The sequence below is a fragment of the Mesorhizobium sp. M1273 genome (genome assembly GCF_040318195.1).
Taxonomy (GTDB): Bacteria; Pseudomonadota; Alphaproteobacteria; order Rhizobiales; family Rhizobiaceae; genus Mesorhizobium.
The window spans coordinates 70,982-97,063 of sequence record NZ_JAMYLV010000004.1 but is presented as its reverse complement, the minus strand read 5'-3'; the positions used below and the strand labels follow the sequence as shown (position 1 = coordinate 97,063).

24 protein-coding genes and 1 tRNA gene are annotated in these 26,082 nt (G+C 63.6%); 7 read left to right on the top strand and 18 right to left on the bottom strand.

Annotation, left to right across the window (positions count from 1 at the left end; genetic code table 11):
* The first annotated feature begins 89 nt into the window (after nt 1–89).
* Both NKH30_RS06315 and NKH30_RS06310 read left to right on the top strand, forming a co-directional pair.
* On the top strand, nt 90–1,004 hold the full coding sequence (locus tag NKH30_RS06315; RefSeq protein ID WP_352767697.1) for an endonuclease/exonuclease/phosphatase family protein: 915 nt from the start codon (nt 90–92) through the stop codon (nt 1,002–1,004).
* A 7-nt stretch (nt 1,005–1,011) separates the two neighbouring features.
* Complete coding sequence (locus NKH30_RS06310; RefSeq protein WP_352539371.1) at nt 1,012–1,857, top strand: EamA family transporter; 846 nt, start codon at nt 1,012–1,014, stop codon at nt 1,855–1,857.
* Here NKH30_RS06310 and NKH30_RS06305 read toward each other — a convergent pair whose 3' ends face one another.
* The 13 genes from NKH30_RS06305 to NKH30_RS06245 form a co-directional block, all read right to left on the bottom strand.
* On the bottom strand, nt 1,858–2,169 hold the full coding sequence (locus tag NKH30_RS06305; protein ID WP_352682488.1) for a Dabb family protein: 312 nt from the start codon (nt 2,167–2,169) through the stop codon (nt 1,858–1,860).
* Nucleotides 2,170–2,179: 10 nt separating this feature from the next.
* Nucleotides 2,180–3,808 carry a GMC family oxidoreductase gene (locus tag NKH30_RS06300; RefSeq protein ID WP_352979016.1) on the bottom strand — a complete coding sequence of 543 codons (1,629 nt, stop codon included), beginning with the start codon at nt 3,806–3,808 and terminating at the stop codon, nt 2,180–2,182.
* A gap of 12 nt (nt 3,809–3,820) precedes the next feature.
* Entirely contained in the window at nt 3,821–4,582 is a 762-nt protein-coding gene (locus NKH30_RS06295; protein ID WP_352469507.1) for a 3-ketoacyl-ACP reductase, read from the bottom strand.
* On the bottom strand, nt 4,579–6,099 hold the full coding sequence (locus tag NKH30_RS06290) for a GMC oxidoreductase (protein ID WP_352994582.1): 1,521 nt from the start codon (nt 6,097–6,099) through the stop codon (nt 4,579–4,581). The genes NKH30_RS06295 and NKH30_RS06290 overlap by 4 nt, the downstream gene beginning before the upstream one ends.
* Before the next feature lie 5 nt (nt 6,100–6,104).
* Nucleotides 6,105–7,220, bottom strand: a complete 1,116-nt coding sequence (locus NKH30_RS06285) for an ABC transporter ATP-binding protein (protein WP_023675366.1) — start codon at nt 7,218–7,220, stop codon at nt 6,105–6,107.
* A gap of 4 nt (nt 7,221–7,224) precedes the next feature.
* Nucleotides 7,225–8,169 carry a carbohydrate ABC transporter permease gene (locus NKH30_RS06280; protein WP_023675367.1) on the bottom strand — a complete coding sequence of 315 codons (945 nt, stop codon included), beginning with the start codon at nt 8,167–8,169 and terminating at the stop codon, nt 7,225–7,227.
* Nucleotides 8,166–9,125: a carbohydrate ABC transporter permease gene (locus NKH30_RS06275; protein WP_352469510.1), complete on the bottom strand. Its 960-nt coding sequence runs from the start codon at nt 9,123–9,125 to the stop codon at nt 8,166–8,168. The genes NKH30_RS06280 and NKH30_RS06275 overlap by 4 nt, the downstream gene beginning before the upstream one ends.
* A gap of 144 nt (nt 9,126–9,269) precedes the next feature.
* The gene (locus NKH30_RS06270; protein ID WP_031194023.1) at nt 9,270–10,523 is read right to left on the bottom strand and encodes an ABC transporter substrate-binding protein; all 1,254 of its coding nucleotides are present in this window, start codon (nt 10,521–10,523) and stop codon (nt 9,270–9,272) included.
* A 59-nt stretch (nt 10,524–10,582) separates the two neighbouring features.
* Nucleotides 10,583–12,094 carry an aldehyde dehydrogenase family protein gene (locus NKH30_RS06265; RefSeq protein WP_352539369.1) on the bottom strand — a complete coding sequence of 504 codons (1,512 nt, stop codon included), beginning with the start codon at nt 12,092–12,094 and terminating at the stop codon, nt 10,583–10,585.
* Nucleotides 12,095–12,109: 15 nt separating this feature from the next.
* Nucleotides 12,110–12,886 (bottom strand): enoyl-CoA hydratase/isomerase family protein, encoded by a 777-nt coding sequence (locus NKH30_RS06260; protein WP_352539368.1) that lies wholly within the window; start codon nt 12,884–12,886, stop codon nt 12,110–12,112.
* Nucleotides 12,879–14,480, bottom strand: coding sequence for an acyl CoA:acetate/3-ketoacid CoA transferase (locus NKH30_RS06255; RefSeq protein WP_352539367.1), 1,602 nt, complete (start codon nt 14,478–14,480; stop codon nt 12,879–12,881). The genes NKH30_RS06260 and NKH30_RS06255 overlap by 8 nt, the downstream gene beginning before the upstream one ends.
* Nucleotides 14,477–15,493 (bottom strand): Gfo/Idh/MocA family protein, encoded by a 1,017-nt coding sequence (locus tag NKH30_RS06250; RefSeq protein ID WP_352539366.1) that lies wholly within the window; start codon nt 15,491–15,493, stop codon nt 14,477–14,479. The genes NKH30_RS06255 and NKH30_RS06250 overlap by 4 nt, the downstream gene beginning before the upstream one ends.
* Nucleotides 15,490–16,545 (bottom strand): LacI family DNA-binding transcriptional regulator, encoded by a 1,056-nt coding sequence (locus NKH30_RS06245; protein WP_352469516.1) that lies wholly within the window; start codon nt 16,543–16,545, stop codon nt 15,490–15,492. Before NKH30_RS06245 ends, NKH30_RS06250 begins: the two co-directional genes overlap by 4 nt.
* 241 nt (nt 16,546–16,786) lie before the next feature.
* On the opposite strand from NKH30_RS06245, the gene NKH30_RS06240 reads away from it, so the two are divergent.
* The gene (locus tag NKH30_RS06240; protein ID WP_352612914.1) at nt 16,787–17,941 is read left to right on the top strand and encodes a dihydrodipicolinate synthase family protein; all 1,155 of its coding nucleotides are present in this window, start codon (nt 16,787–16,789) and stop codon (nt 17,939–17,941) included.
* A 162-nt stretch (nt 17,942–18,103) separates the two neighbouring features.
* Nucleotides 18,104–19,066: a GDP-L-fucose synthase gene (gene fcl, locus NKH30_RS06235; protein WP_352994577.1), complete on the top strand. Its 963-nt coding sequence runs from the start codon at nt 18,104–18,106 to the stop codon at nt 19,064–19,066.
* A 66-nt stretch (nt 19,067–19,132) separates the two neighbouring features.
* Here fcl and NKH30_RS06230 read toward each other — a convergent pair.
* Nucleotides 19,133–19,207: transfer RNA gene (locus NKH30_RS06230), tRNA-Val, on the bottom strand.
* A 104-nt stretch (nt 19,208–19,311) separates the two neighbouring features.
* Entirely contained in the window at nt 19,312–19,674 is a 363-nt protein-coding gene (gene cpdR, locus NKH30_RS06225; RefSeq protein ID WP_006199474.1) for a cell cycle two-component system response regulator CpdR, read from the bottom strand.
* Between the two features lie 153 nt (nt 19,675–19,827).
* On the opposite strand from cpdR, the gene NKH30_RS06220 reads away from it, so the two are divergent.
* Nucleotides 19,828–20,769, top strand: a complete 942-nt coding sequence (locus NKH30_RS06220) for an N-formylglutamate amidohydrolase (protein ID WP_352539364.1) — start codon at nt 19,828–19,830, stop codon at nt 20,767–20,769.
* A 327-nt stretch (nt 20,770–21,096) separates the two neighbouring features.
* A complete protein-coding gene (hisN, locus tag NKH30_RS06215; protein WP_352814364.1) occupies nt 21,097–21,870 on the top strand; it encodes a histidinol-phosphatase in 774 nt (257 codons plus the stop codon).
* A gap of 145 nt (nt 21,871–22,015) precedes the next feature.
* Here the strand turns inward: hisN and NKH30_RS06210 are convergent, their stop codons facing one another.
* Nucleotides 22,016–22,474, bottom strand: a complete 459-nt coding sequence (locus tag NKH30_RS06210) for a styrene oxide isomerase (protein WP_352469520.1) — start codon at nt 22,472–22,474, stop codon at nt 22,016–22,018.
* A gap of 138 nt (nt 22,475–22,612) precedes the next feature.
* Entirely contained in the window at nt 22,613–23,587 is a 975-nt protein-coding gene (locus tag NKH30_RS06205) for an alpha/beta fold hydrolase (protein WP_352994574.1), read from the bottom strand.
* 475 nt (nt 23,588–24,062) lie between these two features.
* Between NKH30_RS06205 and NKH30_RS06200 the strand changes: the two genes are divergently transcribed.
* Nucleotides 24,063–24,527 carry an Hsp20 family protein gene (locus NKH30_RS06200; RefSeq protein ID WP_023675381.1) on the top strand — a complete coding sequence of 155 codons (465 nt, stop codon included), beginning with the start codon at nt 24,063–24,065 and terminating at the stop codon, nt 24,525–24,527.
* Between the two features lie 90 nt (nt 24,528–24,617).
* Here the strand turns inward: NKH30_RS06200 and NKH30_RS06195 are convergent, their stop codons facing one another.
* Nucleotides 24,618–25,670 carry a threonine aldolase family protein gene (locus NKH30_RS06195; RefSeq protein ID WP_352501928.1) on the bottom strand — a complete coding sequence of 351 codons (1,053 nt, stop codon included), beginning with the start codon at nt 25,668–25,670 and terminating at the stop codon, nt 24,618–24,620.
* Nucleotides 25,671–26,082: the final 412 nt, after the last annotated feature.

The window sequence follows — 26,082 nt, the reverse complement described above, 5'->3', positions numbered from 1 at the left end:
CATCTGGCCCAAGCTCCCTCCGCCCGGGTGCACATTGCAAGGCTGTCAGCGAACGGCTACTGCCAGCAGGAAACTGAGCCGGATAAGCAATGAAGCTGGTCAGCTATAACATCCAGTACGGCTTCGGCAGCGATGGCCGCTACGACCTGGCGCGTTGTGCCAAGGTCGTGGCCGGCGCCGACATCGTCGCCTTGCAGGAGGTGGAACGGCACTGGTTGCGCAGCAACGAGGACGACCAGCCGGAACTTCTTTCGCAATTTCTGCCCGACTACCATTGGGTCTACGGGCCGGCCTTCGACATGGATGCCAGCCACCGGCGTGAAGGCCGCATCGTCAACCGGCGGCGGCAATTCGGCACCATGGTTCTGTCGAAGCTTCCGATCGTCTGGTCGCGGCTGCATACGCTGCCGCTCAGGCGCACGCTGCGGCCGCTCAACACCCGCAATGCCGCACTCGAATGCATGATCCGCACCCCTGCCGGTCCGGTGCGGGTGCTGTCGTTGCATCTGGCGCATATCGCGGCCGAGGAGCGGCTGGAGCAGATCGACTATTTGCTCGCCGAGCATCGCCGTGCGCCGTCCGAGGGCGGCCCATGGAGCGGCGCCGACGACGAGCCGGCGCGCAACTGGAGCAATGGCGAACAGGAGCCAGAAAACCCCGTAGCGGCGATCTGGTTGGGCGACTTCAACATGGAGCCGGATAGCGCCGAGTACCGGCGCATTGTCGGCAGCGCGCCCTATCATCGCGGTGCCGCCTATCTCGACGGTTTTGTCGATGTCGCCGCCGTCGCAATGGAACCGACAGCGGATTTCCACACCCATGTGAAGACTATCGATGGCAGGCTGGCAAAGCGCCGGCTCGACCATTGCTTCGTCGGCGGCATGTTTGCCGGGCGCGTGCGCTCGGTCAGCGCCGATATCGGCCAAATCGCTTCCGACCATTTTCCGCTCTGGGTCGATATCGACCTGGAGACGCCGATCGTCATCGGGACGGGCGGCGGATGAACCGCCGATGAGCCTGTTTGTCTTTTTCGCGGTGCTCGCCGCCGCTTCCATGCATGCGATCTGGAACGCGCTGGTCAAGGTCCATCTCGACCGTTTCCTGTCGATCACACTGATGACGCTCGGCATGGGTGCCGCTGCGCTGGTGACGTTGCCTTTCGTCGAGGTGCCGAAGCCGGAAGTGTGGCCATACATCCTCGCCTCGGTTGTCTTCCACATGGGCTACAGGACGTTCCTGATCGGCGCCTACAAGGCCGGCGATTTCGCCCAGACCTATCCGCTGGCGCGCGGCACCGCGCCATTGCTGGCCGCTTTGGGGGGCGTTGTGGTGGTTGCCGAGATGCCGGCGCCGCTCGCCATTCTCGGCATCCTCTTGTTGTCGGCGGGCACGCTGGTGCTGTCGTTTCGCGGCGGCGCGCATCTGGAGAAATTGAACCTGCGCGCCGTCGGTTTCGCGTTGGGCACATCGATCTTCATCGCCAGCTACACGCTGTCGGACGGCAGCGGCGCGCGGCTGGCCGCCACCGCGTCGAGTTATGCCGCCTGGCTGTTCGTCTGCGATGCGCTGTGGGCGCTGGTGCTATGCGTCGTCTCTCGCGGCCCACAGGCGCTGCCGGTGCTGGCGCGCGACTGGAAGGCCGGAATCTATACCGGCGTGCTCAGCGGCGGCGCCTACTGGATCGTGATGTGGGCGATGACCAAGGCGCCGATCGCCTCGGTGGCGTCGCTGCGCGAAACATCGATCCTGTTCGCCATGATGATCTCGGTCTTCGCGCTCGGCGAGAAGATGACGGCATGGCGAGGTGCCGCGGTGCTTAGCATCGTTGCCGGCGTCGTTGCGCTGAGAATGGGATAGTCACGCGATCTCCAGATCAAACACCATCAGCCCGTCGGTGCCGCCTTCGAGCGCCGCGACCAGTTTTGCGCCGGCTCGCTGATGCGCTTCATGCTCCAGATAGGCATCGCGTGCCGCAGCGTCGCGAAAGTCGATGGTGAAGCCGTGCGTGAAGCCGCGGGCGAAGGGTTCCGGGCTGGTATTAGCGCTGAATTCGACCTTGCCCATGCCGTCGATCACGGCCCGCAACGCTTCGAGATCGGCATGGATTGCCGCGCGCTCGGCGTCGGCGGCATCGTTGCGAAATCTGACGAAGACACAGTGCCTGATCATTCTTTGTCCCTCATGCCGCTCGGTTGGTGGAAAACACCGCCGGCGGCAGCGGCTCGCGGCCAAGGATCAGATCGGCGCCTTTTTCGCCAACCATGATCGTCGGGGCATTGGTGTTGGAGGAGGGGATGCGCGGCATCACCGAGGCGTCGCAGACGCGCAGGCCCTCGATACCGCGCAGCCTGAGATCTGGCGTTACCACGCTCATCGCATCGTGGCCCATGCGGCAGGTGCCGACCGGGTGGTGGTCGGTCTTGGAACTGCGGCAAGCGTAGTCGAACAGCTCGTCGCCGCTCTGCAGGTCGGGTCCCGGCAGTACCTCGCGCAGCACAAAGGGGGCCAGCGCCTTCTGCCGCATGATCTCGCGCGCCAGCCTCAACCCTTTGATCGACATGTCGCGGTCATAGGAATCGGACCAATAATTCGGATCGATCAGCGGGCGGTCGGCCGGATCGGCACTGTTCAGCCGCACGGTGCCGCGCGAGCGCGGGCGCAGGAACGCCGAGTTCAGTGTCACGCCCGGATTGTTCAGCTTCTCGACGCCGGCCTCGATGCCGGAGCCGAGGCCGAGATGCAGCTGGATATCGGGAGAGGCGGCGGTCGGATCGGCGTACCAGAAGCCGCCGGTCTCGAACAGGCTGGAGGCTACCGGGCCTTTCTTCAGGAGCAGATACTGCAGCCCGGCCCACGCCGTCCAGTGCAGCTTGGCGTAGTTGTCGTAGGTGTGATCGCCGGTGCATTCGGCGATGACGAACAGGTCGAGATGATCCTGCAGGTTGGAGCCGACGCCGGGCAGATCGTGCACCGGTGTCACGCCGACCGCCTTCAGATGGTCGGCCGGGCCGATGCCCGACTGCAGCAAAAGCTTCGGCGAGCCGATGGCGCCGGACGAGACGATCACCTCGCGCTCGGCGCGCAGGATCGTTGGCTGGCCGCCCGGCCTGTCGACGATCTCGACGCCGACGGCGCGGCCCTTGTCGACGACGATGCGCGTCACCAGAACGCCGGTCCTGACGGTGAGATTCTTTCGCTCGCGGATCGGCCGGAGATAGGCGACAGAGGCGGAGGAGCGCTTCGCGTCCTTCTGCGTCAGCTGATAATAACCGACGCCCTCCTGGGCTACCCCGTTGAAGTCGGGATTGAAGGGGATGCCCATCTCCTGTCCGGCACGGAAATAGGCCTCGCAGATCGGCAGCGGCGCGATCGGGTTCGATACGCCGAGCGGGCCTTGGTCGCCGTGGAAATCGTTGGCATAACGCTGGTTGTTCTCCGCGCGCTTGAAATAGGGCAGCACGTCGCGATAGCCCCAGCCGGCAAGGCCTTCTTCCTTCTCCCAGGCGTCGTAGTCGCGGGCGTTGCCGCGCGTGTAGATCTGGGCGTTGATCGAAGAGCCGCCACCGATCACCTTGGCCTGCGTGTATCGGAAGACACGGTCCTGCATGTGCTTTTGCGGCACCGTCGACCAGCCCCAGGCGGCGATGCCCTTGGTCATCTTGGCGAAACCGGCCGGCATGTGGATCAACGGATGCCAGTCCTTGCCGCCGGCTTCGAGCAGCAGCACCTGATGCGACGGATCTTCGCTCAGCCGGTTGGCGAGTACGCACCCGGCCGGGCCGGCGCCGACGATTATGTAGTCGGTCATGGCATCACCTGTTCATAGCCTCGGCACCGACAGCGCGCCGTCGATATTGATGACCGAGCCGGTCGAAAAGCCGAACTTGCCGCCGGCGAGCGCCGCCACGGCGGCACCGATATCTTCGCTCTCGCCCCAGCGCATCGCCGGCACCAGCCCGCCGTCGATCAGCCCGTCATATTTGGCGGTCACACCGGCGGTCATGTCGGTGCGGATGATGCCCGGGCGCACCTCGAACACGGCGATATTTTCGGCGGCGAGCCGCAGTGCCAGGTTCTTCACCCACATCGAAAGCCCAGCCTTGGAGATGCAGTAATCGGAACGTTCCGGCGAGGCCATGGCGGCGCTGACCGAAGTGATGGTGATGATCGATCTCGCACCATCGCTTGGCAGGCCGAGCATCGCTTTGGCGACGGCCTGGCTGAGGAATACGGTGCCGCGCAGATTGATGCCGAGCACCCGGTCGAAATTTTCCGGCTTGAGCTCGAGCAGATCGCCGCGCAGGACAGTGCCGATGCCGGCATTGTTGACCAGGCAGTCGATGCGGCCGAAGGCGCTTGTCGCGGCATCAATCAGCGCTGCGTGGCCGTCGAGGTCGGCGATGTCGCAGCTGACATAGGCGAATTTCGCGCCGCGCCCGGTGATGTCGGCGGCGAGCCCGTCTGCGGCTTCGTCAGCAAGGTCGGCGACCAGAATATCGAAGCCGGCGCTGGCCAGCGCCTCGGCACAGGCAAGGCCGATGCCGCGCGCGCCGCCGGTGACGATCGCTGCCGGGCGGCTCATGTTGCGAGCTCCGTCTTGCGGATATGGTCGGCGACGCGCAGCGCCTGTGCGGCGATCGACAGCGCCGGATTCACGGCGGCCGAATTCGGCAGGAAGCCGGCATCGACGACGAATAAATTGCTGTGGTCGAAGGAGCGGCAGAACGGATCGAGCGGCGAGGTCGCTGGATCGTTGCCCATCTTCACAGTGCCGCATTGGTGCGAGGGCGTGCGCTTGTCAAACGGACGCGACAGGACGATCGGATAGCCGCAGGCGCGGAAATTCTCGCGCATCACCTTGGTCAGTCCGTCGAGCGACTGCATGTTAGAGCGCCGCCACTGCATGACGATGTCCTTGCCGTCGACCGTGATGCGGCTCTCGGGATCGGGCAGGTCCTCGCACATCAGATACCAGTCGACGGCGTGGCCGGCCATGAAATCGAGCGCGAATTTGGGCGCGCGCCTGACATTGGCCTTGAGGATGTTGCCGTCGATCTTGCCGAGGAGCTGGACATTGCCGAGCGGCTTGCCGCCCTTGCCGTCGGACAGATAATAATCGTTCAGCATCAGCGTCTTCTGGTAGACGGATTTGTTCCGGCGGCATGGATCGATCGCCAGCATGGCGCTCGAATTGTGGTTCATGAAGTTGCGGCCGACCTGGTCGGAACGGTTGGCCAGGCCTTTGCCACCTCCCTTGCCCTTGGAAGAAGGGGAAGGCGAACGCAGCAGGACGGCGGCTGAATTGACCGCGCCGGCCGACAGGATCACCAGCTTCGGCGCGACTTTCTTCAGCGCACCGTTCTGGCGGTAATGGACGGTCTCGATCGTCCTGGCGTCCGGCGATGCCTCGAGATATTCGACATGGGCGCCGGTCTCAAGCCGGATATTCTGATCGGCAAGGGCTGCTGCCAACGGCCCGGATTGCGCGTCGATCTTGCCGGTCCCGGTGTTGGGAAACGCGTCCCACGGCGTGCTGCCATCTTTCAGCCAGGCTTCGATGTCGACGCCGAGCGGCAGCGATGCCGGATGCAGGCCTAGGCTCTTCAACTCGGCGCGCGCACGCGCGATCGACGGCTCGTCTGGTACCGGCCCGAAAGGGTAGGGCGTAGAGTGGAACGGCTCGGTCGGGTCTTCGCCGAGTGCACCGCGCACGTGAAAAAGCTGCTCGGCCTTGGAATACCAGGGCTCGAATTCCTCATAGGAAAACGGCCAGGCCGGCGAGATGCCGCCATAGTGCTCCATCTCCGAAAAGTCTTCCCTGCGGTAGCGGATCAGCACAGCGCCGTAGAATTTCGAATTGCCGCCGACATAGTAGTAATTGCCCGGGTTGAAAGGCGCTCCGCCGGCCTCGAGCCACATCTCCTTCGGCCGATAATGACCATCGACGAAGATCGCGCGGGTGTCGCGTGTGTGCGGCGTTGCCGGCAGGGCTTCGCCGCGCTCCAGCATCAGGATCGAGGCGCCACTGCCGGCAAGGCCGGAGGCGATCGTGGCGCCGCCTATGCCGGAGCCGATGATGACGATGTCGGGATTTGTCATGGCCGTTAGACGATGCGTTTCTCGGTCGCCGGATCGAAGAACACCGCCTTGGTCAGGTTGAAGGCGAGCGGCGTGACCGTGCCGGGCTGGATTTTGGCATCGGCGCGCAGCCGCGCCACCACCGCCTTGCCGCCGAGATTGGTGACCGCGAACGTATCCGAGCCGGCCGGCTCGATGACCTCGATGTGACAGTCGGCGCGGGCGATGTTCGAGGCGTTGCGTTCGGCACCCTCGGGATCGGTCAGTGCTTCCGGGCGGACGCCGAAGATGATCGGTTTTCCCTGGAATGCCGACAGGCCGGCCGGCGCATTGCCCAGCGGCAGCGAGATCGGCTGGCGCGCCTCGCGCTCCATGACGACGGAGAAGCCGCTGCCGTTGCTGCCGATCGTCGCCGGGATCAGGTTCATCGCCGGCGAGCCCATGAAGTCGGCAACAAACAGGTTGACCGGGTTGTTATAGATTTCGGCTGGCGTGCCGAACTGCTGCACCTCGCCGTCGCGCATCACCGCGATCTTGGTGGCCAGCGTCATCGCCTCGATCTGGTCGTGGGTGACGTAGACGATGGTGGTGCCGGTGGTGGCGTGCAGGCGCTTGATCTCGATGCGCATGTCGACACGCAGCTTGGCGTCGAGATTGGACAAAGGCTCGTCGAACAGGAACAGCTTTGGATCGCGCACCAGCGCCCGGCCCATGGCGACGCGCTGGCGCTGGCCGCCGGAGAGCTGGCTTGGCTTGCGCTTCAGCAGATGGCCGATCTGCAGGACCTTCGCCACCTTGTCGATCGCCTTCTGGCGCTCGCCGGCCGGCACGCCGCGCATCTCCATGCCGAAGGCGATATTGCCGGCAACCGTCATGTTCGGATAGAGCGCGTAGCTCTGGAAGACCATGGCGATGTCGCGCTTGGAGGGGTGGAGATCGTTGATCGTGCGTCCGTCGACGCGGATTTCCCCTTCGGTGATGGTTTCCAGGCCGGCAATAGTGTTGAGCAGCGTGGACTTGCCGCAACCGGAAGGCCCGACCAGCACGAGGAAGCCGCCCTTTTCCAGGTCGAGGTCGATGCCTTTCAGGATCTCGACCGCTCCGAAACGCTTCTTCAGCCCGTCAATTTCCAGAAAAGCCATGCGATTATCCTTTGACGGCGCCGGCCATCAGGCCGCGCACGAAATAGCGGCCGGCGAGCACGTAGACGAGGAGCGTCGGCAGCGCGGCGATCATCGCCGCCGCCATGTTGACGTTGTATTCGACGACGCCGGTCGAGGTGTTGACGACATTGTTCAGCGCCACCGTCATCGGCATCACGTCGCCTGAGCCGGCATAGGCGGAAGCGAAGAGGAAGTCGTTCCAGATGTTGGTGAACTGGTAGATCACCGTCACCACGATGATCGGCAGCGAGTTGGGCAGCATTATGCGCCGGAAGATCTGGAAGAAGCTGGCGCCGTCGATCTGCGCCGCCTTCACCAGCTCGTTCGGAAACGCTTCGTAATAATTGCGGAAGAACAGGGTGGTGAAGCCGATGCCGTAGACGACGTGAACGAACACCAGGTTCACGGTCGGATTGCCGAAGCCGAAGGTGAGGCCGGTCGCGTTCTGCAGCTTGACGCCGAACCGGCCGAGGCTGCCGAGGATCGTTGCCATCGGCAAGAGGACGGACTGGAACGGAATGAAGCAGGCAAACAGCATCAGCCCGAACACCAGCGTCGCCCCGCGAAAGCGCCACTTCGTCAGCACATAGCCGTTGAGCGCGCCGAGCAGGGTCGAGATGATGACGGCCGGAACCACCATCTTGATCGAGTTCCAGAAATAACCCTTCATGCCGACGCAGGTGAGACCCGAGCAAACCTCGCTCCACGCCCTTATCCAAGGTGCGAAGGTCGGCTCCTGCGGCAGCGCCAGCATGTTGCCGTTCTGGATTTCGTCCATGGTCTTGAACGAGGTCACAAGCATGACGAACAGCGGCATCAGATAGAACAGCGCGAACAGCGCCAGCAGCCCGTAGATGACAATACGGTTGACCGTCCTGGCGCTGATACCGCCAGTGCTCTGGCGAGCAGGAGTGGCCACGGCGCTCATCGCGGCTTCTCCCGAAGCTCGGAATAGAGATAGGGAACGATGATCGCGGTGATGGTCATCAGCATGATCACGGCGCTGGCCGAGCCGACGGCCATCTCGTTGCGCTTGAAGGTGTACTCATACATGAAGTTGGACGGCAGCCAGGCCGAACCGCCCGGCCCGCCGCTGGTCAGCGCGACCACCAGATCGTAGGATTTGATGGCGAGATGCGCGAGGACGATCAAGGCGGACAGGAAGATCGGCCGCAGCAGCGGGATGACGATGCGACGGTAGAGCTGGAAGGTGGTGGCGCCGTCGATCTGCGCCGCCTTCAGGATCTCGCCGTCGATGCCGCGCAGGCCGGCCAGGAACATCGCCATGATGAAGCCCGACGCCTGCCAGACGCCGGCGATGACCACCGTGTAGATGACGAAATCCTTGTTCTTGATCCAGTCGAAATGGAAGCTCGTCCAGCCCCATTGGTGCAGTGTCTGCTCGAGGCCGAGGCCGGGGTCCAGAAACCATTTCCAGGCAACGCCGGTGACGATGAACGACAGTGCCATCGGGTAGAGGTAGATCGGCCGCAGCACACCTTCGCCGCGGATCTTCTGGTCGAGCAGGATCGCCAGGAACAGGCCGAGCGCCAGGCAGATGGAAATGTAGAGGAAGCCGAAAATCCCCATATTGGTGATCGACGTGTACCAGGAGGACGGCGGATCGCTTTCGAAAGTCCAGCGCCATAGCCGCTGATAGGCGCGTGGCCCGGTGATCGCATAGGAGGGAAAGGTCTTGGAATTGGTGAAGGACAGATAGATCGTCCACAGGATGAAGCCGTAGACGAAGACGATTGTGGCGGCGAAGCTCGGCGCCAGCACGAGCTTCGGCAGCGCATTCTGAAGGCGCGAGCGCACCGTGGCGCCCGGACGGGCATCGTGCTCCGGCGTCAGCGTGATACTGGTTTCAGCAACTGTGCTCATCTGTCCATTCCGTATGGCGGGTCCGGAATTCTGCTGTCTCGGGCTCTGCGGCACGAAAGCGTGCCGGTCGGCGCAACCGCAAAACCTCGCCGCAGGGGATCTCCCCGGCTTGCGCCGGGGAGATCATTCACATGGGCGGGTGCCTTACTTGGCGTCTTCGATCGCGCTGACCAGTTGGGTCACGGCCTCGTCCGAGGTCTTGATCTGGCCGTGCACGAATTTCGAGACGACATCCTTGTAGGCGTTGGCAACCGCGGGAGGCGCGCCATAGCCCTGCGCCAGCGAACCGAACAGCGTGCCGCCTTCATTGGCGGCCTTCAGGTCGGCCATGCCCTTCTTGCCGCAAGCGTCGAAGTCGGTGTCCGGCACGTCGGTGCGGGCCGGGACAGAGCCCTTGACGACGTTGAAGGCCGACTGGAAGCTCTTCGACAGCGTGGCGGTGGCCAGGGCGATCTGGGCGGCCTTGCGGTCCTCCGGAACGTTGAACATGCCGAACATGTCGGAGTTGTAGACGACGCTGCCGTCGGTGCCCGGGAAGCGGTAGCACAGGAAGTCGGTGCCCGGGACCTTCTTGGCGGCGTTGAATTCGCCCTTGGCCCAGTCACCCATCACCTGCACCAGCGCATCGCCCTTGATGACCATGGCGGTGGCGAGGTTCCAGTCCCGGCCCGAGAAGTTCGGGTCGACATAGGTGACGAGCTTGGCGAGATTGTCGAACGACTTCTTCATCGTGTCGGACTTCAGCGACTCCTCGTCGAGGTCGTTGAAGGCCTTCTTGTAGAACTCAGGCCCGCCGGTCGACAGCACGACTGAGTCGAACATTGTCGCTTCCTGCCAGTTCTGGCCGCCCAGCGCGAGCGGGATGACGCCCGCCGCCTTGGCTTTGTCCAGCAACGCAATGAAGTCGTCGAAGGTCTTGGGCTCGGTGCCGCCGATCTTGTCCATCACCGCCTTGTTGATCCATAGCCAGTTGACCGAGTGGACATTGACCGGAGCCGCGACCCACTTGCCGTCATAGACGGAGAATTTCTGCAGGGCCGCGGGAACGGACTTGTCCCAGCCTTCCTTTATCGCCGTCTCGGTCAGGTCGCCCATAACGCCGGCTGCGGCGTAATCGAGCACGGTATAGCCAAGCATCTGCGAGGCGGTCGGGTAGTTGCCCGCTGCCACCATCGCCTTCAGCGCGGTCATGGCAGCGTCGCCGCCGCCGCCGGCCACCGGCACGTCCTTCCAGGCAAAGCCTTCCTTGGCCAGATCCTGCTTGAGCACGTTCAGAGCGGCAGCTTCGCCGCCCGACGTCCACCAATGCAGCATCTGGACTTCCTTGACGTCCTCGGCATGGGCCGCGAACGCAACGCCCGATGCGAGAGCCGTCCCGATAAGCAGTTTGCGCAACATGTACTTCCTCCCTTGTTGAACTTACACGACCGGCGGATGCCCGCCGGGTTCTTCCCAACTCAGCCGACCCACCATCCGGTGCGCTGGCCGCGATGAAACTGGATTGTCTTTTCCTCGGTATAATCCTCGACGGCGCGCTTGCCGAGTTCGCGTCCGAGACCGGACTGCTTGTAGCCGCCGAAAGGCAGCTCGGGGTAACCCTCCATGAACGTGTTCACCCAAACGGTTCCCGAACGCACATTCCGCGCCACCGACATGCAGGTATCGATGCTGGCGCTCCACACGCCCGCCGACAGACCATAGGGCGTGTTGTTGGCGATGTGCAACGCCCTTTCAATCGATTCAAAAGTCAGCACCGAGAGCACCGGACCGAACACTTCCTCGCGTGCAATGGCCATGTCTTCGGTGACATCGCGAACGATGGTCGGATCAAGATACTGGCCGGCGCTCGAAGCAAGCTGATTGCCGCCGCTACAGATCCGGCCGCCGCCGTTTTCCGCTGCCGTCACGTAGCCGGTGACCTTGGCCATATGGTCGGCGGAGATCATCGCGCCGACCTTGGTGCGGTCGTCGAGCGGGTCGCCGACAACCACCTTGGCGGTGAGGGCATTGACGGCGCCGAGGAACTCGTCGGCGATCGCCTCATGGACGATCAGCCGGCTGCCGGCATTGCAGCATTCGCCGGCATTGAAAAAGCCGCCGAACACCGCCGCGTCGGCGGCGGCCTCGAGGTCGGCATCGGGAAAGACGATCTGGCCGTTCTTGCCGCCGAGCTCCATCGCGACTTTCTTCAGCGAGTTGGCGGCAGACGCCATGGTCATCTTGCCGACGCGGGTGGAGCCGGTGAACGACACCATCTCGACCAGCGGATGGCTGACCATCGGTGCGCCGACATCGGCGCCCAACCCGGCAAGGATGTTGACGACGCCATTCGGCAGGCCGGCCTGCATCAGGATCTCGCCGAGCACAAAGGTCGAGGCCGAGGTCATCTCGCTCGGCTTGACCACCGCCGTGCAGCCGGCGGCGAGCGCGAAGGGCAGCTTCTGGCTGACGATAAGGAACGGGAAATTCCACGGCGTGATGATGGAGACGACGCCGATCGGTTCGCGCAACACGACGCCGAGCATGGCATCGCCGAGATTGGCGTAGCTTTCGCCGTGAAGCGTGCGGGCAAGTGCCGCGGCATAACGCCAGATATCGACGGCGCCGCCGATCTCGCCGCGCGCCTGCGCAATCGGTTTGCCGGATTCCAGTGCGTCGAGCCGGGCAATCTCGTCCAGCCGCGCCTCGATCAGGTCAGCAGCCTTGAGCAGGATCGCGGCGCGCTCGGCGGCCTTCATGCGCGGCCACGGGCCGGTCTCGAAGGCCCTGTGCGCGGCCTGTACCGCAGCCTCCACGTCCGCCGCGCCGGCTTGTGCATAGCGCGAGACGGTGAAGCCGTGGCCAGGGCTGCTGCGCTCCAGCGTGCGGCCGTCCTGGGCGTCGACGAACCTGCCGCCGATCAGCAGCCGGTAGCTTTTCGGCGCTGCGGCTGCCTCGGCGGGTATGGCGATGTTGAGGGGTGCGTTCATGTGATTTCCAGGTTCCTAAGATCTTGAGAACGCCGGCTTCTGCTTGGCCTTGAAAGCCTCGACGCCGGTCCTGAGATCGCTTGTCAGCGCGATGAAGCCGCTGGCCAGCGCTTCGGTCGCGGCAGCACTCTCTTCGCCCTCGGCGATGGCAATCATCAGCTTGGCGGCTTCGGTCGCGAGCGGGCCGCGCTCGGCGATCTTGCCGGCCCAGGCCTTGGCTTCGGCGAACGCCTTGCCGGTCTCGACCACCCGGTCGACAATCCCCACTGCCATCGCATCGGTAGCCAGAAACACCTCGCCGCCGAGCGCCATCCGCCGCACTGCCTGCGCACCGAAGCGGCGCACGGCGCGCTGGGTGCCGGACCAGCCGGGAACGACGCCGATCGAGGTTTCGGGGAACCCCAGTTTCACCTGCGTTTCTGCCACGCGAAAGTCGCAAGCCGCCGCCAGTTCCAGCCCGCCGCCCAGCGCATGGCCGGCAAGAACGGCGATGGTCGGCTGCCGCAGCCGCGCCAGCCGGTCGAAGACGCGGTGGCCGTAGCGCACCCATTGCACCTGGAAATCGGCAGCGCTCATTTCTGCCCAAGCCTCGACGTCGCCGCCAGCGCAAAAGCCCTTGCCTTCGCCGCAGACCAGCACGACGCGGACGCCGGTTGCTGTCTCGGCCTCGTCGAATGCCGCTTCCAGCGCCCGCAGCATCGGAATATCGAGCGCGTTGAATTTCTCCGGCCGGCGCAGCGTGACAATGCCTATGGCGCCGTCGGTTTCAAAGGTTACCAGACGCTCAGCCATGTGCGCCTCCAAGCGACGCGCCGCCATTGAGCGATAGGCCGATCGGCCGGGCCCGGTAGAGCGCATCCGGCGTCACTTTCAGGTCGTTGGCGACGGCGAGCGGGATCTCGGCCTGCGCCAGCACATCGCGCTCGAGGTCGATGCCCGGCGCCAACTCGGTCACCATCAGCCCCGCAGGCGTCAGCTTCATCACGCAGCGCTCGGTGACATAGGTGATATCCTGTCCCTGCGCGACGGCACGCTTGCCCGAGAAGGAGATATGCTCGACCTCGCCGACGACCTTCTTGACCTTGCCCTCCTGGTCGATGCGGATGCCGCCACCGGCAAGCGACAACTTGGCGCCGGCATTGAAGAAACCGGAAAAGACGATCTTCTTCGCCCGCGCGGTGATGTCGACGAAGCCGCCGGCGCCGGCGGTGACATGGGGCCGCGCCGAAAGCTTCGAGACATTGACCGAGCCGTGCCGGTCGATCTGCAGGAAGGACAGCAGCGAGGCGTCGAAGCCGCCGGCCTGGAAATAGATGAACTGGTGCGGCGAAGGCATGAAGGCATCGGCGTTCGACGAGCAGCCGAACTTGAAATCGAGCAGCGGCACGCCGCCGACCGCGCCCTGTTCGATGACCCAGGTGACCTTGCCGTGCTGGCCTTCCTCGAGCAGGATGCGCGGCACATTGGCCGAGATGCCGAAGCCGATATTGACCGCCATGCCGTCGGCAAGCTCCATGGCGACGCGGCGCGCAATGACCTTCTGGACGTTCATCTCGGCGTTGCGAAAGCTCGACAGCGGCCGGAAGATCTCGCCGGAGATGGCCGGATCATAGGGCGTCAGCGTCGTCTGCAACTGGTCGGGCGCCACCACGATATGGTCGACCAGCACGCCGGGCACGCGCACATCGTGCGGCTTCAGCGTGCCGTTCTCGACGATGCGCTTGACCTGCGCGATGACGATGCCGCCATTGTTGCGGGCGGCCAGCGCCTGTTCGAGGCCGCCGAGATAGGCACCCTCATGCTCATAGGTAAGGTTGCCGCGCTCGTCGGCCGTGGTGGCGCGAATGATCGCGACCTGAGGTACGATCGAGCGGAAATAGAGCCACTCCTCGCCATCGAACTGCTGCACCGAAACGATCGGCTCGCTGGCGGCCGCGTTCATGGCGCAACCCTGATGGCGCGGGTCGGCAAAGGTATCGAGCCCGATCTTGGTCAGCACGCCGGGACGCTTGGCGGCGGCTTCGCGGTGCATGTCGAACAGGATGCCGGACGGCACGTTGTAGGCGGCGACCATATTGTCGCCGATCATCTTCCAGATCTGCGGCGGTTCGGAAGATGACGGCCCGGATGGATAGGAGCCGCACAACGTGCGCTTCAACAGGCCGGGCTTGGCTAGATGGTCGATGCCCTTGATGCCGTACATGTCACCGGCGGCGATCGGGTGCAGCGTCGTGATGTCCCTAGGATGGCCTTCGGCGTCGAAGCGCTCGCCGATCGCGGCAAGCACCGCATCCGGGCAGCCGAGGCCGCTCGACGACGACACGGAAACGACCACGCCATCTTTGATCAGGCCGGCAGCCTCAGCCGCGGAAACGAGTTTGCTCACGCTGCGCTCCCGAGCTTCGGGTCGATGGCAACGGCCTTGCCGGACCTGGCCGACTGCAATGCCGCTTCGGCTGATGTCAGCGACCAGACGCCGTCCTCGCCGGTGGCGGAAGGCTGGCCCTCGCCGCGGATCGCCGCGTGGTATTGGCGCAGCGAACGGGCATAGAGGTCTTCGCGGTCGAAGCTCAATTCCTCTTCGTCTTGTGCCGTGCGAAGCAACACAGAGCCGAGCGGCTTCTGCGTCATCACGTCCTTGGCGATCAGCGAGCCTTCGCTGCCATGCACCTCGAAGCCGGTGCCGGCGAATTTGGTGGTGAAGCCCTCATGCGATTGGGCAATGATCCCCGATCCGAAGCGCCAGAGGCACATGGCGCCGTCTTCCAGCCCGCCGGCGGCCATGCCGGCCGACTGCGTGAATGCCGAGATCTCGACGGGATCGTCGCCGAGCACGAAGCGCAGCGTGTCGGCATCGTGGACGGTGATGTCGAGCACCACGCCGCCGCCGGCGTCCGGCCTGGTGATGCGCCAGCCCTGCAGGTTTTCCGGCAGATAGACGGAGTGGAACACGCGCGCGGCGATCGGCCTGCCGATGCGGCCGGCAGCGATCGCTTCGCGCATCGCCCGATGCGAGCCGGCATTGCGCAGGTGGTGATTGGTGCCGAGCACGACGCCGGCGGCCCTGGCCGCCGCGACCATCTTGCGCGCGTCGGCGCTGGTCAGCGCCAGTGGTTTTTCGCAAAGCACATGCTTTCCCGCCTCGATGGCGGCGAGTGCCTGTTCGAGATGCAATTCGTTGGTGGTCGAGATGTAGACGGCGTCGATGTCGGAGCCGAGCAATTCATCAATCGTCGCGACCGCCGCCGGAATGCGGTTTTCCAGAGCATAGGCGGTAGCCCGCTCCGGGCTGGAGCTCATCACCGCGGCGATCTCGCCGTCCGGCTGCGCGCGGATGGCGCCGATCATGAACTGTCTTGCGATCGTGCTGGCGCCGATCAGCCCCCAACTGACGGTCATGCCGCGTCTCCCATTCCTGCGCAGCCATGCTCCTTGCGATCGGGGCCGCAGCTTTCCCTGACCACGAGGTTGACGGCGCCGATATGATCCTCGGCGCGCGTGGTGCGCGATTGGATCATCTTCAGCACGACATGGGCGGCGCGCTCGCCGAGGCCGGCGGTGTTCACCGCGACGCTGGTCAGCGCCGGCATATAGTGCTCGGCCTCGGCGACGTCGTCGAAGCCGACGACGGCAAAGTCCGCGCCGGGTTCCAGGCCGCGCTTGCGCAGCGCCAGCAAGACGCCGAAGGCGACCGCATCGTTGAAGCAAAGGGCCGCGGTCGGCGGCGCGGCCATGGCAAGTGCGGTTTCCAGGCAGGCAATACCGCCCTTGCGGCTGGTTTCGCCCTCGAAGACCAGCCTGTCGGCCGGATCGATGCCGAGCGCTTCACAGGCCTCGCGAAAGCCGCCCAGGCGTTCGTGATAGACGACAAGGTCGGACGAGCCGCCGAAGAAGGCCAGCCGGCTGTGGCCCTTGCCGATCAGATGGGCGGTGGCAAGATAAGCGCCGCGATGATTGTCGGGCGTGATCACCGGGATGCGGCTTTCGGGAAGCCGGCGCATGACGAAGACGACCGGAACGCCTGCGGTCTCAAGGCGACGGAACGCGCCAGGCGTGGTGCCGCGCGCCGGCGACACGACGAGCCCGGCGACACCCTGCTCCATCAACGATTTCAGAACCTCTTCCTGGCGCACCGGGTTTTCGGCCGTATTGGCGATGAAAGGCACGACGCCGGCCGACTGGAAGACGCGCTCCATGCCGACCGCGAGCTCGGCGAAAAACGGATTGGTGAGATCGTTGATGACCATGCCGATGACGTTGGAATGGGCCTTGCGCAGATTGGCGGCGCCGCGGTTGTAGACATAGCCGACGTCCTCGATCGCCTTGCGCACCTTGAGCGCGGTTTCGGGCCGGATCAGCCCGCTGCCTTGCAGCACCAGCGATACCGTCGATTTGGACACGCCCGCCTCACGGGCGATGTCGAGTATCGTTGCCTTGGCCCGGCTGGCCATCCAGATCTGTCCTCCCGGTGGTTTCTTGTGCGATTTTATTGGAACGATCTAATCCTGCGGCGCATTTGAGTCAATCGCGTTTTTGCGAAGCCGGGAAAAATGCGGCTCGGCGGCGCAATCCTCCGGCAAGCAGGGCTTTCGGCTACTGCGATGCAGCAATTTTCGCTGCACGAGGCAGGGGGCAAAATATCTTGATTTGTTGGAACGTTCCATTTAATAGGCATTGGTAGGGGAGAGAGCCATGGACATCACCTTGCCCGGGGAAGGCGCCAGCCGTGTCCGCTACCGGCTTGTCGGCCAGCCGGTGCAGCCGGTGGCCGGCGCTCGCTTCTCGCGCATCGCCTACGCCGCCGCCCATGTCGTTGCCGATCCCCTCGCCATGACCGATCCGTGGTCGAGGCCCGCGGTCGACTGGGACAAGACGATGGCGTTTCGCCGTCACCTCTGGCGGCTTGGCTTCCGTGTCGCCGAAGCGATGGACACCTCTCAGCGCGGCATGGGTTTCGACTGGGCGAATGCCAAGGAATTGATCCGCCGCTCGATCGCCGAGGCGCGCAGCGTCGAAGGCGCCGATCTTGCGTCGGGCGCCGGCACCGACCATCTGGCGCCGGGGGGCGCCAGCAGGCTAGATGATGTCATCGCGGCCTATGAAGAACAGCTCGGCTTCATCGAAGGGCTTGGCGGCAAGGCGATCATGATGGCCAGCCGGGCGCTGGCGGCGGTCGCCAAAGGCCCCGACGACTATATCGGCGTCTACGACCGCATCCTGTCCCAGGCCTCCGGCAAGGTCATCCTGCACTGGCTGGGCGACATGTTCGACCCGGCGCTGAAAGGCTACTGGGGCAGCAGCGACTTCGAAACTGCGCTGGAGACGGTGGTCGCGATCATCGAACGCCATGCCGGCAAGGTCGAAGGCATAAAGATATCGCTGCTCGATGCCGGCAAGGAGATTGCGCTCAGGGATCGGCTGCCCGAGGGCGTGCTGATGTTCACCGGCGACGATTTCAATTACCCCGAGCTGATCGCCGGCGACGGCGACAGACATTCGCACGCGCTGCTCGGCATTTTCGATGCCATCGCGCCGGTCGCCAATGCGGCGCTGGCAAAGCTGGCCGACGGCGACCGCGCGGGCTACGACGCGCTGATGGCCCCGACAGTGCCGCTGTCGCGCAAGATCTTCGAGGCGCCGACCGAATACTACAAGGCCGGCATCGTCTTCATGGCATGGCTGAACGGCCATCAGGAGCATTTTTCGATGGTCGGCGGCATGCAATCGGCGCGCGGCGTCCGTCACTATGCCGATGTCTTTCGCCTTGCCGACCAGGCAGGGTTGCTGGCCGACCCCGGGCTTGCCATTGCCAGAATGACAAGCCTGTGCGCGGTAGCGGGCGTCTGATCGCGAGCGCTACAGTGTCCGATCCAAAGGTTGCTTCGGGTGGCTTTGCGATTTGCCTTGTCTGGGCAAATCTGTATGCGGTATGCGTCGGGCAACAGAGAAGCCGATCCGGCGCTCCGCCGGCCAACTGGCATAGCTGCCGTTCTGCATTGGGGTAAGCTGATGACCTTCGACCTTCAGGGTAAGCGCGTTTTCGTGGCCGGACATCGCGGCATGGTCGGCTCGGCCATCCTGCGCAGATTGGCCGACGAGGATTGCGAGGTCCTGACCGCCTCGCGCGCCGAGCTCGATCTTCTCGACCAGGCCGGCGTGCGGCGTTGGATGTCAGACCGCAAGCCGGATGCAGTGGTGATGGCGGCGGCCAAGGTTGGCGGTATCCTGGCCAACAACAGGCTTCCGGTCGATTTTCTGCAGGACAATCTCGTCATGCAGAACAATGTCATCGACAGCGCCTTCCGCAACGAGGTGCAGAAGCTGCTGTTTCTCGGTTCATCCTGCATCTATCCCAAATTCGCGGCGCAGCCGATCTCCGAGGACGCCTTGCTGACAGGGCCGCTCGAACCCACCAACGAATGGTATGCGATCGCCAAGATCGCCGGGCTGAAACTGTGCCAGGCCTATCGGCGCCAGTACGGCGTCGACTACATCTCGGCGATGCCGACCAATCTCTACGGTCCGGGCGACAATTTCGACCTCAATTCCAGCCATGTCGTGCCCGCTCTGATGCGCAAGGCGCACGAGGCCAGGCGCGCCGGCCGCAAGAGCCTGGAGGTGTGGGGATCGGGCACGCCGATGCGCGAATTCCTGCATGTCGACGACGCCGCCGGCGCGCTGGTCTGGTTGCTGAAGAATTATTCGGGCGACAGCCACATCAATGTCGGCTCGGGGGAAGACATCACCATTGCCGATCTTGCCCGCACCATCGTGTCGGTCGCTGGCGCCGATGCCGCAATAACATTCGATGCGACGAAGCCGGACGGCACGCCGCGCAAGCTGATGGACGTGTCGCGTCTGTTCGCCACCGGCTGGCGCCCGCGCTACTCGCTGCGCAGCGGGTTGGAACAGACCTATGCCTGGTTTCTGGAGCACGTCGAGACCGGCGATCTGCGCCTCGGTGCGGCCTGAGGCCGGTATTGGCCGGGAACCTCAGTCGACGAAAAATACCGACGGCCAATTGAGGGATTATTTGGATGGTGGGCGTGACAGGGATTGAACCTGTGACCCCTGCAATGTCAATGCAGTGCTCTCCCGCTGAGCTACACGCCCATCCGAAGCCGCGCATACACCATTTTTGGTTCGGCACGTCAATAGCGGGAAAAGGGAAAGAACGCCTGGCTTGCGGCGTCGGTCAAGACGCGACAAAAAGCGCGTCAGGCGGCCTGCAGCATCTTTTCGACCTCGTTGACGAGGTCGCGCAGGTGGAACGGCTTCGATAGCACCTTGGCGTCTTTCGGCGCCTTGGAATCAGGGTTCAGCGCGACGGCGGCGAAGCCGGTGATGAACATCACCTTGAGGTCGGGATCGATCTCCGTGGCGCGTCGGGCGAGCTCGATGCCATCCATCTCGGGCATGACGATGTCGGTCAAAAGCAGCGAAAAAGGTTCCTCGCGCAGCCGCTCATAGGCGCTGGCGCCATTGTCGAAATCGCTGACCTGATAACCGGCGCGCTCCAGCGCCTTGACGAGGAACCGGCGCATGTCGTCGTCGTCTTCCGCCAGCAGAATGCGTGCCATGTTGTCCCGTCCGAATCACCCAACCGACAATGCCGTGCGGCAAGCCCGTTAACCATGCTGTATATGAGGAGGTGACGGTAAACATCAAGTGAACGTTGGCCGCACAATCCTGATTTGGCTGGCGCTTCGGCGGCTGGACATGCGGGCGGCGAGGTGGCACTTTCCCATCATGATGCATTGGTATTCCCGGGTTCGTCCAAATTGAAAACGGCAGCCGAGGATTTTTCGGTCGTTCCACCCTTCGAAATCCGATCGGGCGCCGAACAGCGCGTTCCCTTCCTCTTCAACTCGCCGCATAGCGGCCGCTACTATCCGGACCGGTTCATGGCTATGGCCAAGCTGGACCGCAACGCCATCCGCCGCTCCGAGGACTGCTATGTCGAGGAATTGTTCGGCGGCGCCGTCGCGCTCGGAGCGCCGATGCTGGCGGCAAACTTCCCGCGCGCCTATCTCGACGTCAATCGGGAGCCGTGGGAACTCGACCCGCGCATGTTCGCCGAACCGGTGCCGTCATTCTGCAACATCCGCTCGGCGCGGGTGGCCGGCGGGCTCGGCACCGTGCCCAAGCTGGTCGGCGAGGGGCTCGACATCTATTCCGGCCGCTTGCCGCTGGCGGAAGCCGTGGCGCGCATCGAAGCGGTCTACAAGCCCTATCACGAGACGCTGAAACGGCTTTTGACCAGAACCCATGCGCGCTTCGGCTACGCCGTGCTGATTGACTGCCACTCGATGCCGGCAAGCATAAGGGTCGGCGACAGCGGATTGCGGCCGGATTTCATCGTCGGCGACCGTTTCGGCATCTCGGCCGCGGCGGCGTTGACCGAGACGGCGATCGGCCTGCTCACCGGCATGGGCTACAGCGTCGCCCACAACAAGCCCTATGCCGGAGGCTTCATTACCGAGCACTATGGCCGCCCCGTGCGCCATCTGCATGCGCTGCAGATCGAGGTCAATCGCGGGCTCTACATGAATGAGCGGACGTTCCAGAGATCGGCTGGTTTCGACGCACTGGCCGACGATCTGGCGCGGTTTTCGGCCGAACTGATGGCGATGCCCGATCACAATTTCATGGATCTGCCGCTGGCCGCCGAATAGCCGCGGAATCGCGGTACCGCCGCTCATGCGGCAGCGTAAAAAAAGACCGCATCGTTTGCACGACACGGTCGAAGTCTAGGGAGGAAACGCCCAAGGAGGGCATGGACAGGAACCCCTGTCCGAGAACAAACGTATTGTGCGCTGCACAAATGTCAAGGCGCGTTCCGGCTTTTTTAATTCACTGTGAAGTGGAAACTGCATTTCCATGACGACGGCGTTGCATTCGAGCAACAGTTGGCACCATGCGAAAGGCTCCGAACGCCCTTGTTTCGGCATAAATCCCTAGGCAAACGGGTATCTCCAAACATGCTGGAGCGGGAGAATCAGTTGGACATCAGCATCGAGTTCATGCGGCGCATTGCGCGTGCCGCCGCAGCGGAGACCTTGCCGCGCTTCCGCAGCCAGGGCGCGGTCACCAACAAGGAGCGCGGCAGCTTCGACCCGGTCACCGAGGCCGACCGCGAGGCCGAGCGCGCCATCCGGGCGCTGATATCAGCGCAATACCCCGATCACGGCATTCTCGGCGAGGAACATGGCAGCGAAAACATCTCCAGCCGGCATGTCTGGGTGATCGATCCGATCGATGGAACGCGCGCCTTCATTTCCGGCCTGCCGGTATGGGGCACGCTGGTCGGGCTGACGGTCGACGGCGATGCCGTCGCCGGCATGATGTCGCAGCCCTTCACCGGCGAGTTGTTCTACGCCAATGCCTCCGGCTCGCATTATGAAGGTCCCGGTGGCTCCCGAAAACTCGCTACGCGCAAGACGACGAATCTCGCCGAGGCGACGCTGTTCACCACCACGCCGGCGCTGTTCAAGGGAGACGCGCGCCTGCGCTACGACCTGTTCGAGCAACAGGTCCAGCTCGCCCGTTACGGCACCGACTGCTATGCCTTCGCGATGGTGGCGGCGGGCAGCGTCGATATCGTTGCCGATCCCGGATTGAAACCGTACGACATCGTCGCGCTGATCCCGATCATCGAGAAGGCAGGCGGCGTTGTCACCACCTTCGAAGGCGGGCCGGCGGAAAACGGCGGCGACATCCTGGCGGCGGCGACACCTGAGCTGCACGCAGCCGCGATGGCGGCGCTGCGCGGCTAAGCATCCGGTGCACCCACGCGTCTGTTTTGCGCAAATCCGACGGAAACCGCGGTACGGTCCTAAAGCAAAGCGCGTCGCGTTTGAGTGAACTTATGTGACGCGCTTGTTTTATGCATGTTATCGCAAAACCGCTGCGCGACATGCATTAGCTGTCGGCAGGCCAAGCGTCCGAGAGACGCAGGCCCCACAAAATGAGCACGAAAGAGATGAGGCCGGTCGGCGCGGACGAATACGCCACACCTTTGATCACAGCTTCCTGAAAGGCACTTCCGTGGAAGGCTCCGGCCGCCAACGGCATAGTCTCGTTGCCGGCCGCCCAGGCGCTGGCGATCACGTAGGCGGCCAGGATCGCCAAAGCCGAATAGATCAGCAGCCAGAAAGCAATCCGCGACGTCGCCGCGCCGAGATTGAGCCTAGACCATGTGAGGCCTAGAGCCAGCAAGAGAACGCCCTCCAGGGCGCTGAGCGTGTGCGCGGACAGTCCGAGCCGCGGTGCGGCGAGATACGGTATTGCAAACCCTTCGAATGACGAAAACAGCAGCAGCGCGACGCCAATCTGCAGTAGCCGATGCCCCTGACGTGACAGCGTGTTCGATGCGTTCATGGTCGTTTTTCTCCCGGCAAATGGCCTCCATTCTCTTTGGCAGCAACCTAGCGCTCGATGCCTTAACGGGAATAAGGGGGCACGCTGCGTCGGACAAGCGACCCGTGCGGGCTTTGTTGGCGGGCGCCGGCGAAGCGGTCAAACAGCGTCGCCGGTTCCGGGGATGAAGGCATCGAATGCCGCAAGCAACTGCTCGCGATAGAGGTCGGCTTCCTGGAGAATCTCATGGCGGGCGCCGTCGATCATCACTAGCGAGCCGACGCGCAGACGTCTCGCATAGGCTTCGACTGCCCTGGTCGAGACGACCTGGTCGGCGCCGGCGGCGATAATCAGCAAGGGCACCTGGATCTTGGCCATGAAATCCGGGTCGCTGACGATCAAGGATGCCTCGGTGGCCGCCTTCAGCCAGCGGATCGTCGGTCCGCCGAGCGCCAGCTGCGGATAGGTTTCGTAGATCAGCGTGTTGCGCCGATAGCGTTCCGGGTCGCTGGTCAGCTTGTTTATGGCGAAGGGCACCGATTCCTTGGGCCGCGGCCCCCATGCGGCATAGAGCCGGCCAAGGCCGAGAAGGCAGAACAGCGAACAGAGGCGGCGGACGGTTTTTACCGAAACCGGCAGGTCCGGCACGGTGAAGAACGGTGCGATCAGCACCATGCGGCGCACGCGGTTCGCCATCGAGGGCGCGGCGAGCAGCGCAATCACCGCGCCGGCCGAGTGGGCCAGTATGTAGTAGGGTCCTCGGCAATCGGGCAGCACGATCTCCTCGAAGAACTGCTCCAGATCGCCGGTGTAGTCGAAGAAGCTCCGGACGAAGCCGCGCTGTCGGTCGCCGATCAGCCGGTCGGAAGCGCCCTGTCCGCGCCAGTCGAGGGTTGCCACGCCAAAGCCCCGGTCGGCAAGGTTGCGAATGGTCTCGAAATACTTCTCGATGCACTCGTTGCGGCCGGTCAGGACGACGACGGTGCCCTTCATCGGGCGGGCAACCGCGGCAAACAGCCCATAGCGGATCTTCTTGCCGTCGCGCGTGGTGAAGAAGCCGCCGGCCGCGTTTTCCGGCAGCGGATTGCCCGGAGTTTCCTGGAAGAGAGGGGGCTGGTGGGGAAGATCGGTCATGCGGTTTTTGGTTGGTGTCGGTGCCGGCGTGGGCGCAAGTCAGGCATAAACGCCCATGCGCCAAAAGCAAAGGAATTTGGGACGCCGGGGAGGTCGACCGCCAGGCAGCGAACAAGTAAGGCCGGAAGCAGCCTTGGCGTGCTTCCGGCCTCTGTCGACCGGGAGGAAGGGACGTTACACCCGGTTCGGCCTCGTCGTGTCGCCTTTTTCGCGACCTGTTCGTTATCTCGAGAACAGTTTTAATGCCGCCTGGCTGAACGCTCGCCGAAGCCACGGTTCATCTGCCGTTCATCGGCATCGGGACGTGGGCCGGGGACCGGTCCCGTTCGGACGCGGGAAAATCTTGAAATGCCGTCGCCGGCTTCCCAAATTTGTAATGCGGTCGCCAATGTCGGGGCCGCTGGCCCATCCGGAACGCCGTCACGGGTTTCGCACCGGCCATACGCAACCTTGTTGCTCAACAGGAGAACACACCATGCGTCACGTTGATTTTTCCCCGCTCTACCGTTCGACCGTCGGTTTTGACCGGTTGTTCACCATGCTCGATTCGCTTGCGCAGCCGGAAGGCCAGACGTATCCGCCTTACAACATCGAGCGCACGGGCGAGGATGCCTATCGCATCTCGATGGCTGTGGCCGGCTTCTCGGAAGATGAGATTTCGATCGAAGCTCACCGCAATGTGCTGACCGTCAAGGGTGAGCGCAAGGAGGAAGGCAATGGCGAAGGCTCCGAACTGCTCTATCGCGGTATCGCCAGCCGAGCCTTCGAGCGCCGCTTCCAGCTTGCCGATCACGTCGAGGTTGTCGGCGCCGCGCTGAAGAACGGCCTGCTCTTCGTCGACCTCAAGCGCAACATCCCCGAAGAGCTGAAGCCGCGCAAGATCGCGATCACCTCGGCTCCGGCCAAGGCCAAGCAGATCGAGGCCAAGACTGCCGCCTAAGCCAGGCAGCTAAACTCCGGGACGCCAACTCCCCGGGAAGAAAGGGCGGTGCAGCAATGCGCCGCTCTTTTTGCTGGTGGGCAAGGCTTGCTATCCGGCGAGCAGGTAGCCGAAACGGTCGACCTCGTCGGGCGTGGTCGCGAAGCTGGTGACAAACCGATAGAGCGCTTCGTCTTCGCCAATGTAGCCGTCGTAGCCGAGCGGCCTGTGCCAGTCGTGGAAGGCCGCCCCTGCCGCTTGCATTCTTTCGGCCTCGGCCTTTTTCATGACTGCGAAGACCTCGTTCGCCTGCGGCAGCCAGGCCAGCCGGGCCGAAGGGGAATCTTCTATCGCCGCGGCAAGCCGTGCCGCCATCGCATTGGCGTGCCGTGCTGTGTCGAGCCACAGCCCACCCCTGAAATAAGCATCGAATTGCGCGGCGATGAAGCGCGATTTCGAGAACAGCTGGGCCGCGCGCTTACGCAAAAAGGCCAATTCCTTGGCTCGCTCGAGGTCGAACAGCACGATCGCCTCGGCGCACCAACAGCCATTCTTGGTGCCGCCGAAGGAGAGGATGTCAACGCCATGCTTCCAGGTCATTTCGGCCGGCGTCGTTTCCAGCGCGACGAGCGCATTGGCAAAGCGGGCCCCATCCATGTGCAGCGGCAGTCCATGCTGCTTTGCGATCGCCGAAATCCTGGCGATTTCGTTCAGTGTGTAGACGGTGCCGACTTCGGTCGACTGGGTGATCGAAACGGCAACCGGCCGCCCGGAATGGACGTTTTCGGGTGCGAAACGGTCCACCGCCCGTTCCAGATTGCCGGCATCGATCCTGCCGAGTGCGCCTTCGACTGTACAAAGCCGCGAACCGCCGGTGAAATATTCCGGTGCACCGCATTCGTCCTCGATGATGTGCGATTCGCGATGGCAGAAGGAAATGCCGCCTGGCTTGTTATAGGTAGTCAGCGACAGCGAATTGGCAGCGGTGCCGGTGGCGACGAAAAACACCGCGACTTCGCATTCGAAGATCTCATTGAAGCGCTGGTAAACGGTCTTGTCGAGGGCACCGTCGCCATAGGCGGTGGAGAAGCCGTCGGCATGGGCCGACAGGCCGGCAGCGATACGGGGATGGGCGCCTGCCCAATTGTCGGAAGCGAAAATCATGCGTCTGCCTATGCTGGGGAAATCGGTGCGAGCTTGGCCGCTTTCGCATGCCGGTCGCAAGGGGCAGATACCGAAAATCCGCTAAAGCCAGTGAAACGCATGAGCGTAGATGCAGCGACGGAAGGTTACGCTGACACGGCGTTCCGCGCAATTTTCTGTCGCGAAAGCTTCAAGAAATTTGTGAATCGGTCTTGTGTGCATCCAAAATTTCTGTCATAAAAATTTAGGACAGTAGTGCTGTCTTATTTTGTCGCACAAAACTGGCCGCATTGGCATATGATTGCGCCTCTGCGGCCATTGCCGCGAGCGACAGCTAGACAGTCTGGCTCCGGCCTGTACGAATACCATATGCGAACCATGCGGAAAGCCGCACGGTCGGCAAGAATTTCGCAAGACGTGCCGCAGATTGAAA

What these genes read in the sequence shown, in the direction of transcription:
- NKH30_RS06265 (WP_352539369.1), bottom strand. Translation starts at nt 12,094, where the DNA reads ATGAACGCACCCCTCAACATCGCCATACCCGCCGAGGCAGCCGCAGCG.
- NKH30_RS06315 (WP_352767697.1), top strand. Translation starts at nt 90, where the DNA reads ATGAAGCTGGTCAGCTATAACATCCAGTACGGCTTCGGCAGCGATGGC.
- NKH30_RS06250 (WP_352539366.1), bottom strand. Translation starts at nt 15,493, where the DNA reads ATGACCGTCAGTTGGGGGCTGATCGGCGCCAGCACGATCGCAAGACAG.
- NKH30_RS06310 (WP_352539371.1), top strand. Translation starts at nt 1,012, where the DNA reads ATGAGCCTGTTTGTCTTTTTCGCGGTGCTCGCCGCCGCTTCCATGCAT.
- NKH30_RS06305 (WP_352682488.1), bottom strand. Translation starts at nt 2,169, where the DNA reads ATGATCAGGCACTGTGTCTTCGTCAGATTTCGCAACGATGCCGCCGAC.
- NKH30_RS06300 (WP_352979016.1), bottom strand. Translation starts at nt 3,808, where the DNA reads ATGACCGACTACATAATCGTCGGCGCCGGCCCGGCCGGGTGCGTACTC.
- NKH30_RS06295 (WP_352469507.1), bottom strand. Translation starts at nt 4,582, where the DNA reads ATGAGCCGCCCGGCAGCGATCGTCACCGGCGGCGCGCGCGGCATCGGC.
- NKH30_RS06245 (WP_352469516.1), bottom strand. Translation starts at nt 16,545, where the DNA reads ATGGCCAGCCGGGCCAAGGCAACGATACTCGACATCGCCCGTGAGGCG.
- NKH30_RS06290 (WP_352994582.1), bottom strand. Translation starts at nt 6,099, where the DNA reads ATGACAAATCCCGACATCGTCATCATCGGCTCCGGCATAGGCGGCGCC.
- NKH30_RS06205 (WP_352994574.1), bottom strand. Translation starts at nt 23,587, where the DNA reads ATGACCGATCTTCCCCACCAGCCCCCTCTCTTCCAGGAAACTCCGGGC.
- NKH30_RS06210 (WP_352469520.1), bottom strand. Translation starts at nt 22,474, where the DNA reads ATGAACGCATCGAACACGCTGTCACGTCAGGGGCATCGGCTACTGCAG.
- NKH30_RS06275 (WP_352469510.1), bottom strand. Translation starts at nt 9,125, where the DNA reads ATGAGCACAGTTGCTGAAACCAGTATCACGCTGACGCCGGAGCACGAT.
- NKH30_RS06195 (WP_352501928.1), bottom strand. Translation starts at nt 25,670, where the DNA reads ATGATTTTCGCTTCCGACAATTGGGCAGGCGCCCATCCCCGTATCGCT.
- NKH30_RS06270 (WP_031194023.1), bottom strand. Translation starts at nt 10,523, where the DNA reads ATGTTGCGCAAACTGCTTATCGGGACGGCTCTCGCATCGGGCGTTGCG.
- fcl (WP_352994577.1), top strand. Translation starts at nt 18,104, where the DNA reads ATGACCTTCGACCTTCAGGGTAAGCGCGTTTTCGTGGCCGGACATCGC.
- NKH30_RS06260 (WP_352539368.1), bottom strand. Translation starts at nt 12,886, where the DNA reads ATGGCTGAGCGTCTGGTAACCTTTGAAACCGACGGCGCCATAGGCATT.
- cpdR (WP_006199474.1), bottom strand. Translation starts at nt 19,674, where the DNA reads ATGGCACGCATTCTGCTGGCGGAAGACGACGACGACATGCGCCGGTTC.
- NKH30_RS06240 (WP_352612914.1), top strand. Translation starts at nt 16,787, where the DNA reads ATGGACATCACCTTGCCCGGGGAAGGCGCCAGCCGTGTCCGCTACCGG.
- NKH30_RS06285 (WP_023675366.1), bottom strand. Translation starts at nt 7,220, where the DNA reads ATGGCTTTTCTGGAAATTGACGGGCTGAAGAAGCGTTTCGGAGCGGTC.
- NKH30_RS06200 (WP_023675381.1), top strand. Translation starts at nt 24,063, where the DNA reads ATGCGTCACGTTGATTTTTCCCCGCTCTACCGTTCGACCGTCGGTTTT.
- NKH30_RS06280 (WP_023675367.1), bottom strand. Translation starts at nt 8,169, where the DNA reads ATGAGCGCCGTGGCCACTCCTGCTCGCCAGAGCACTGGCGGTATCAGC.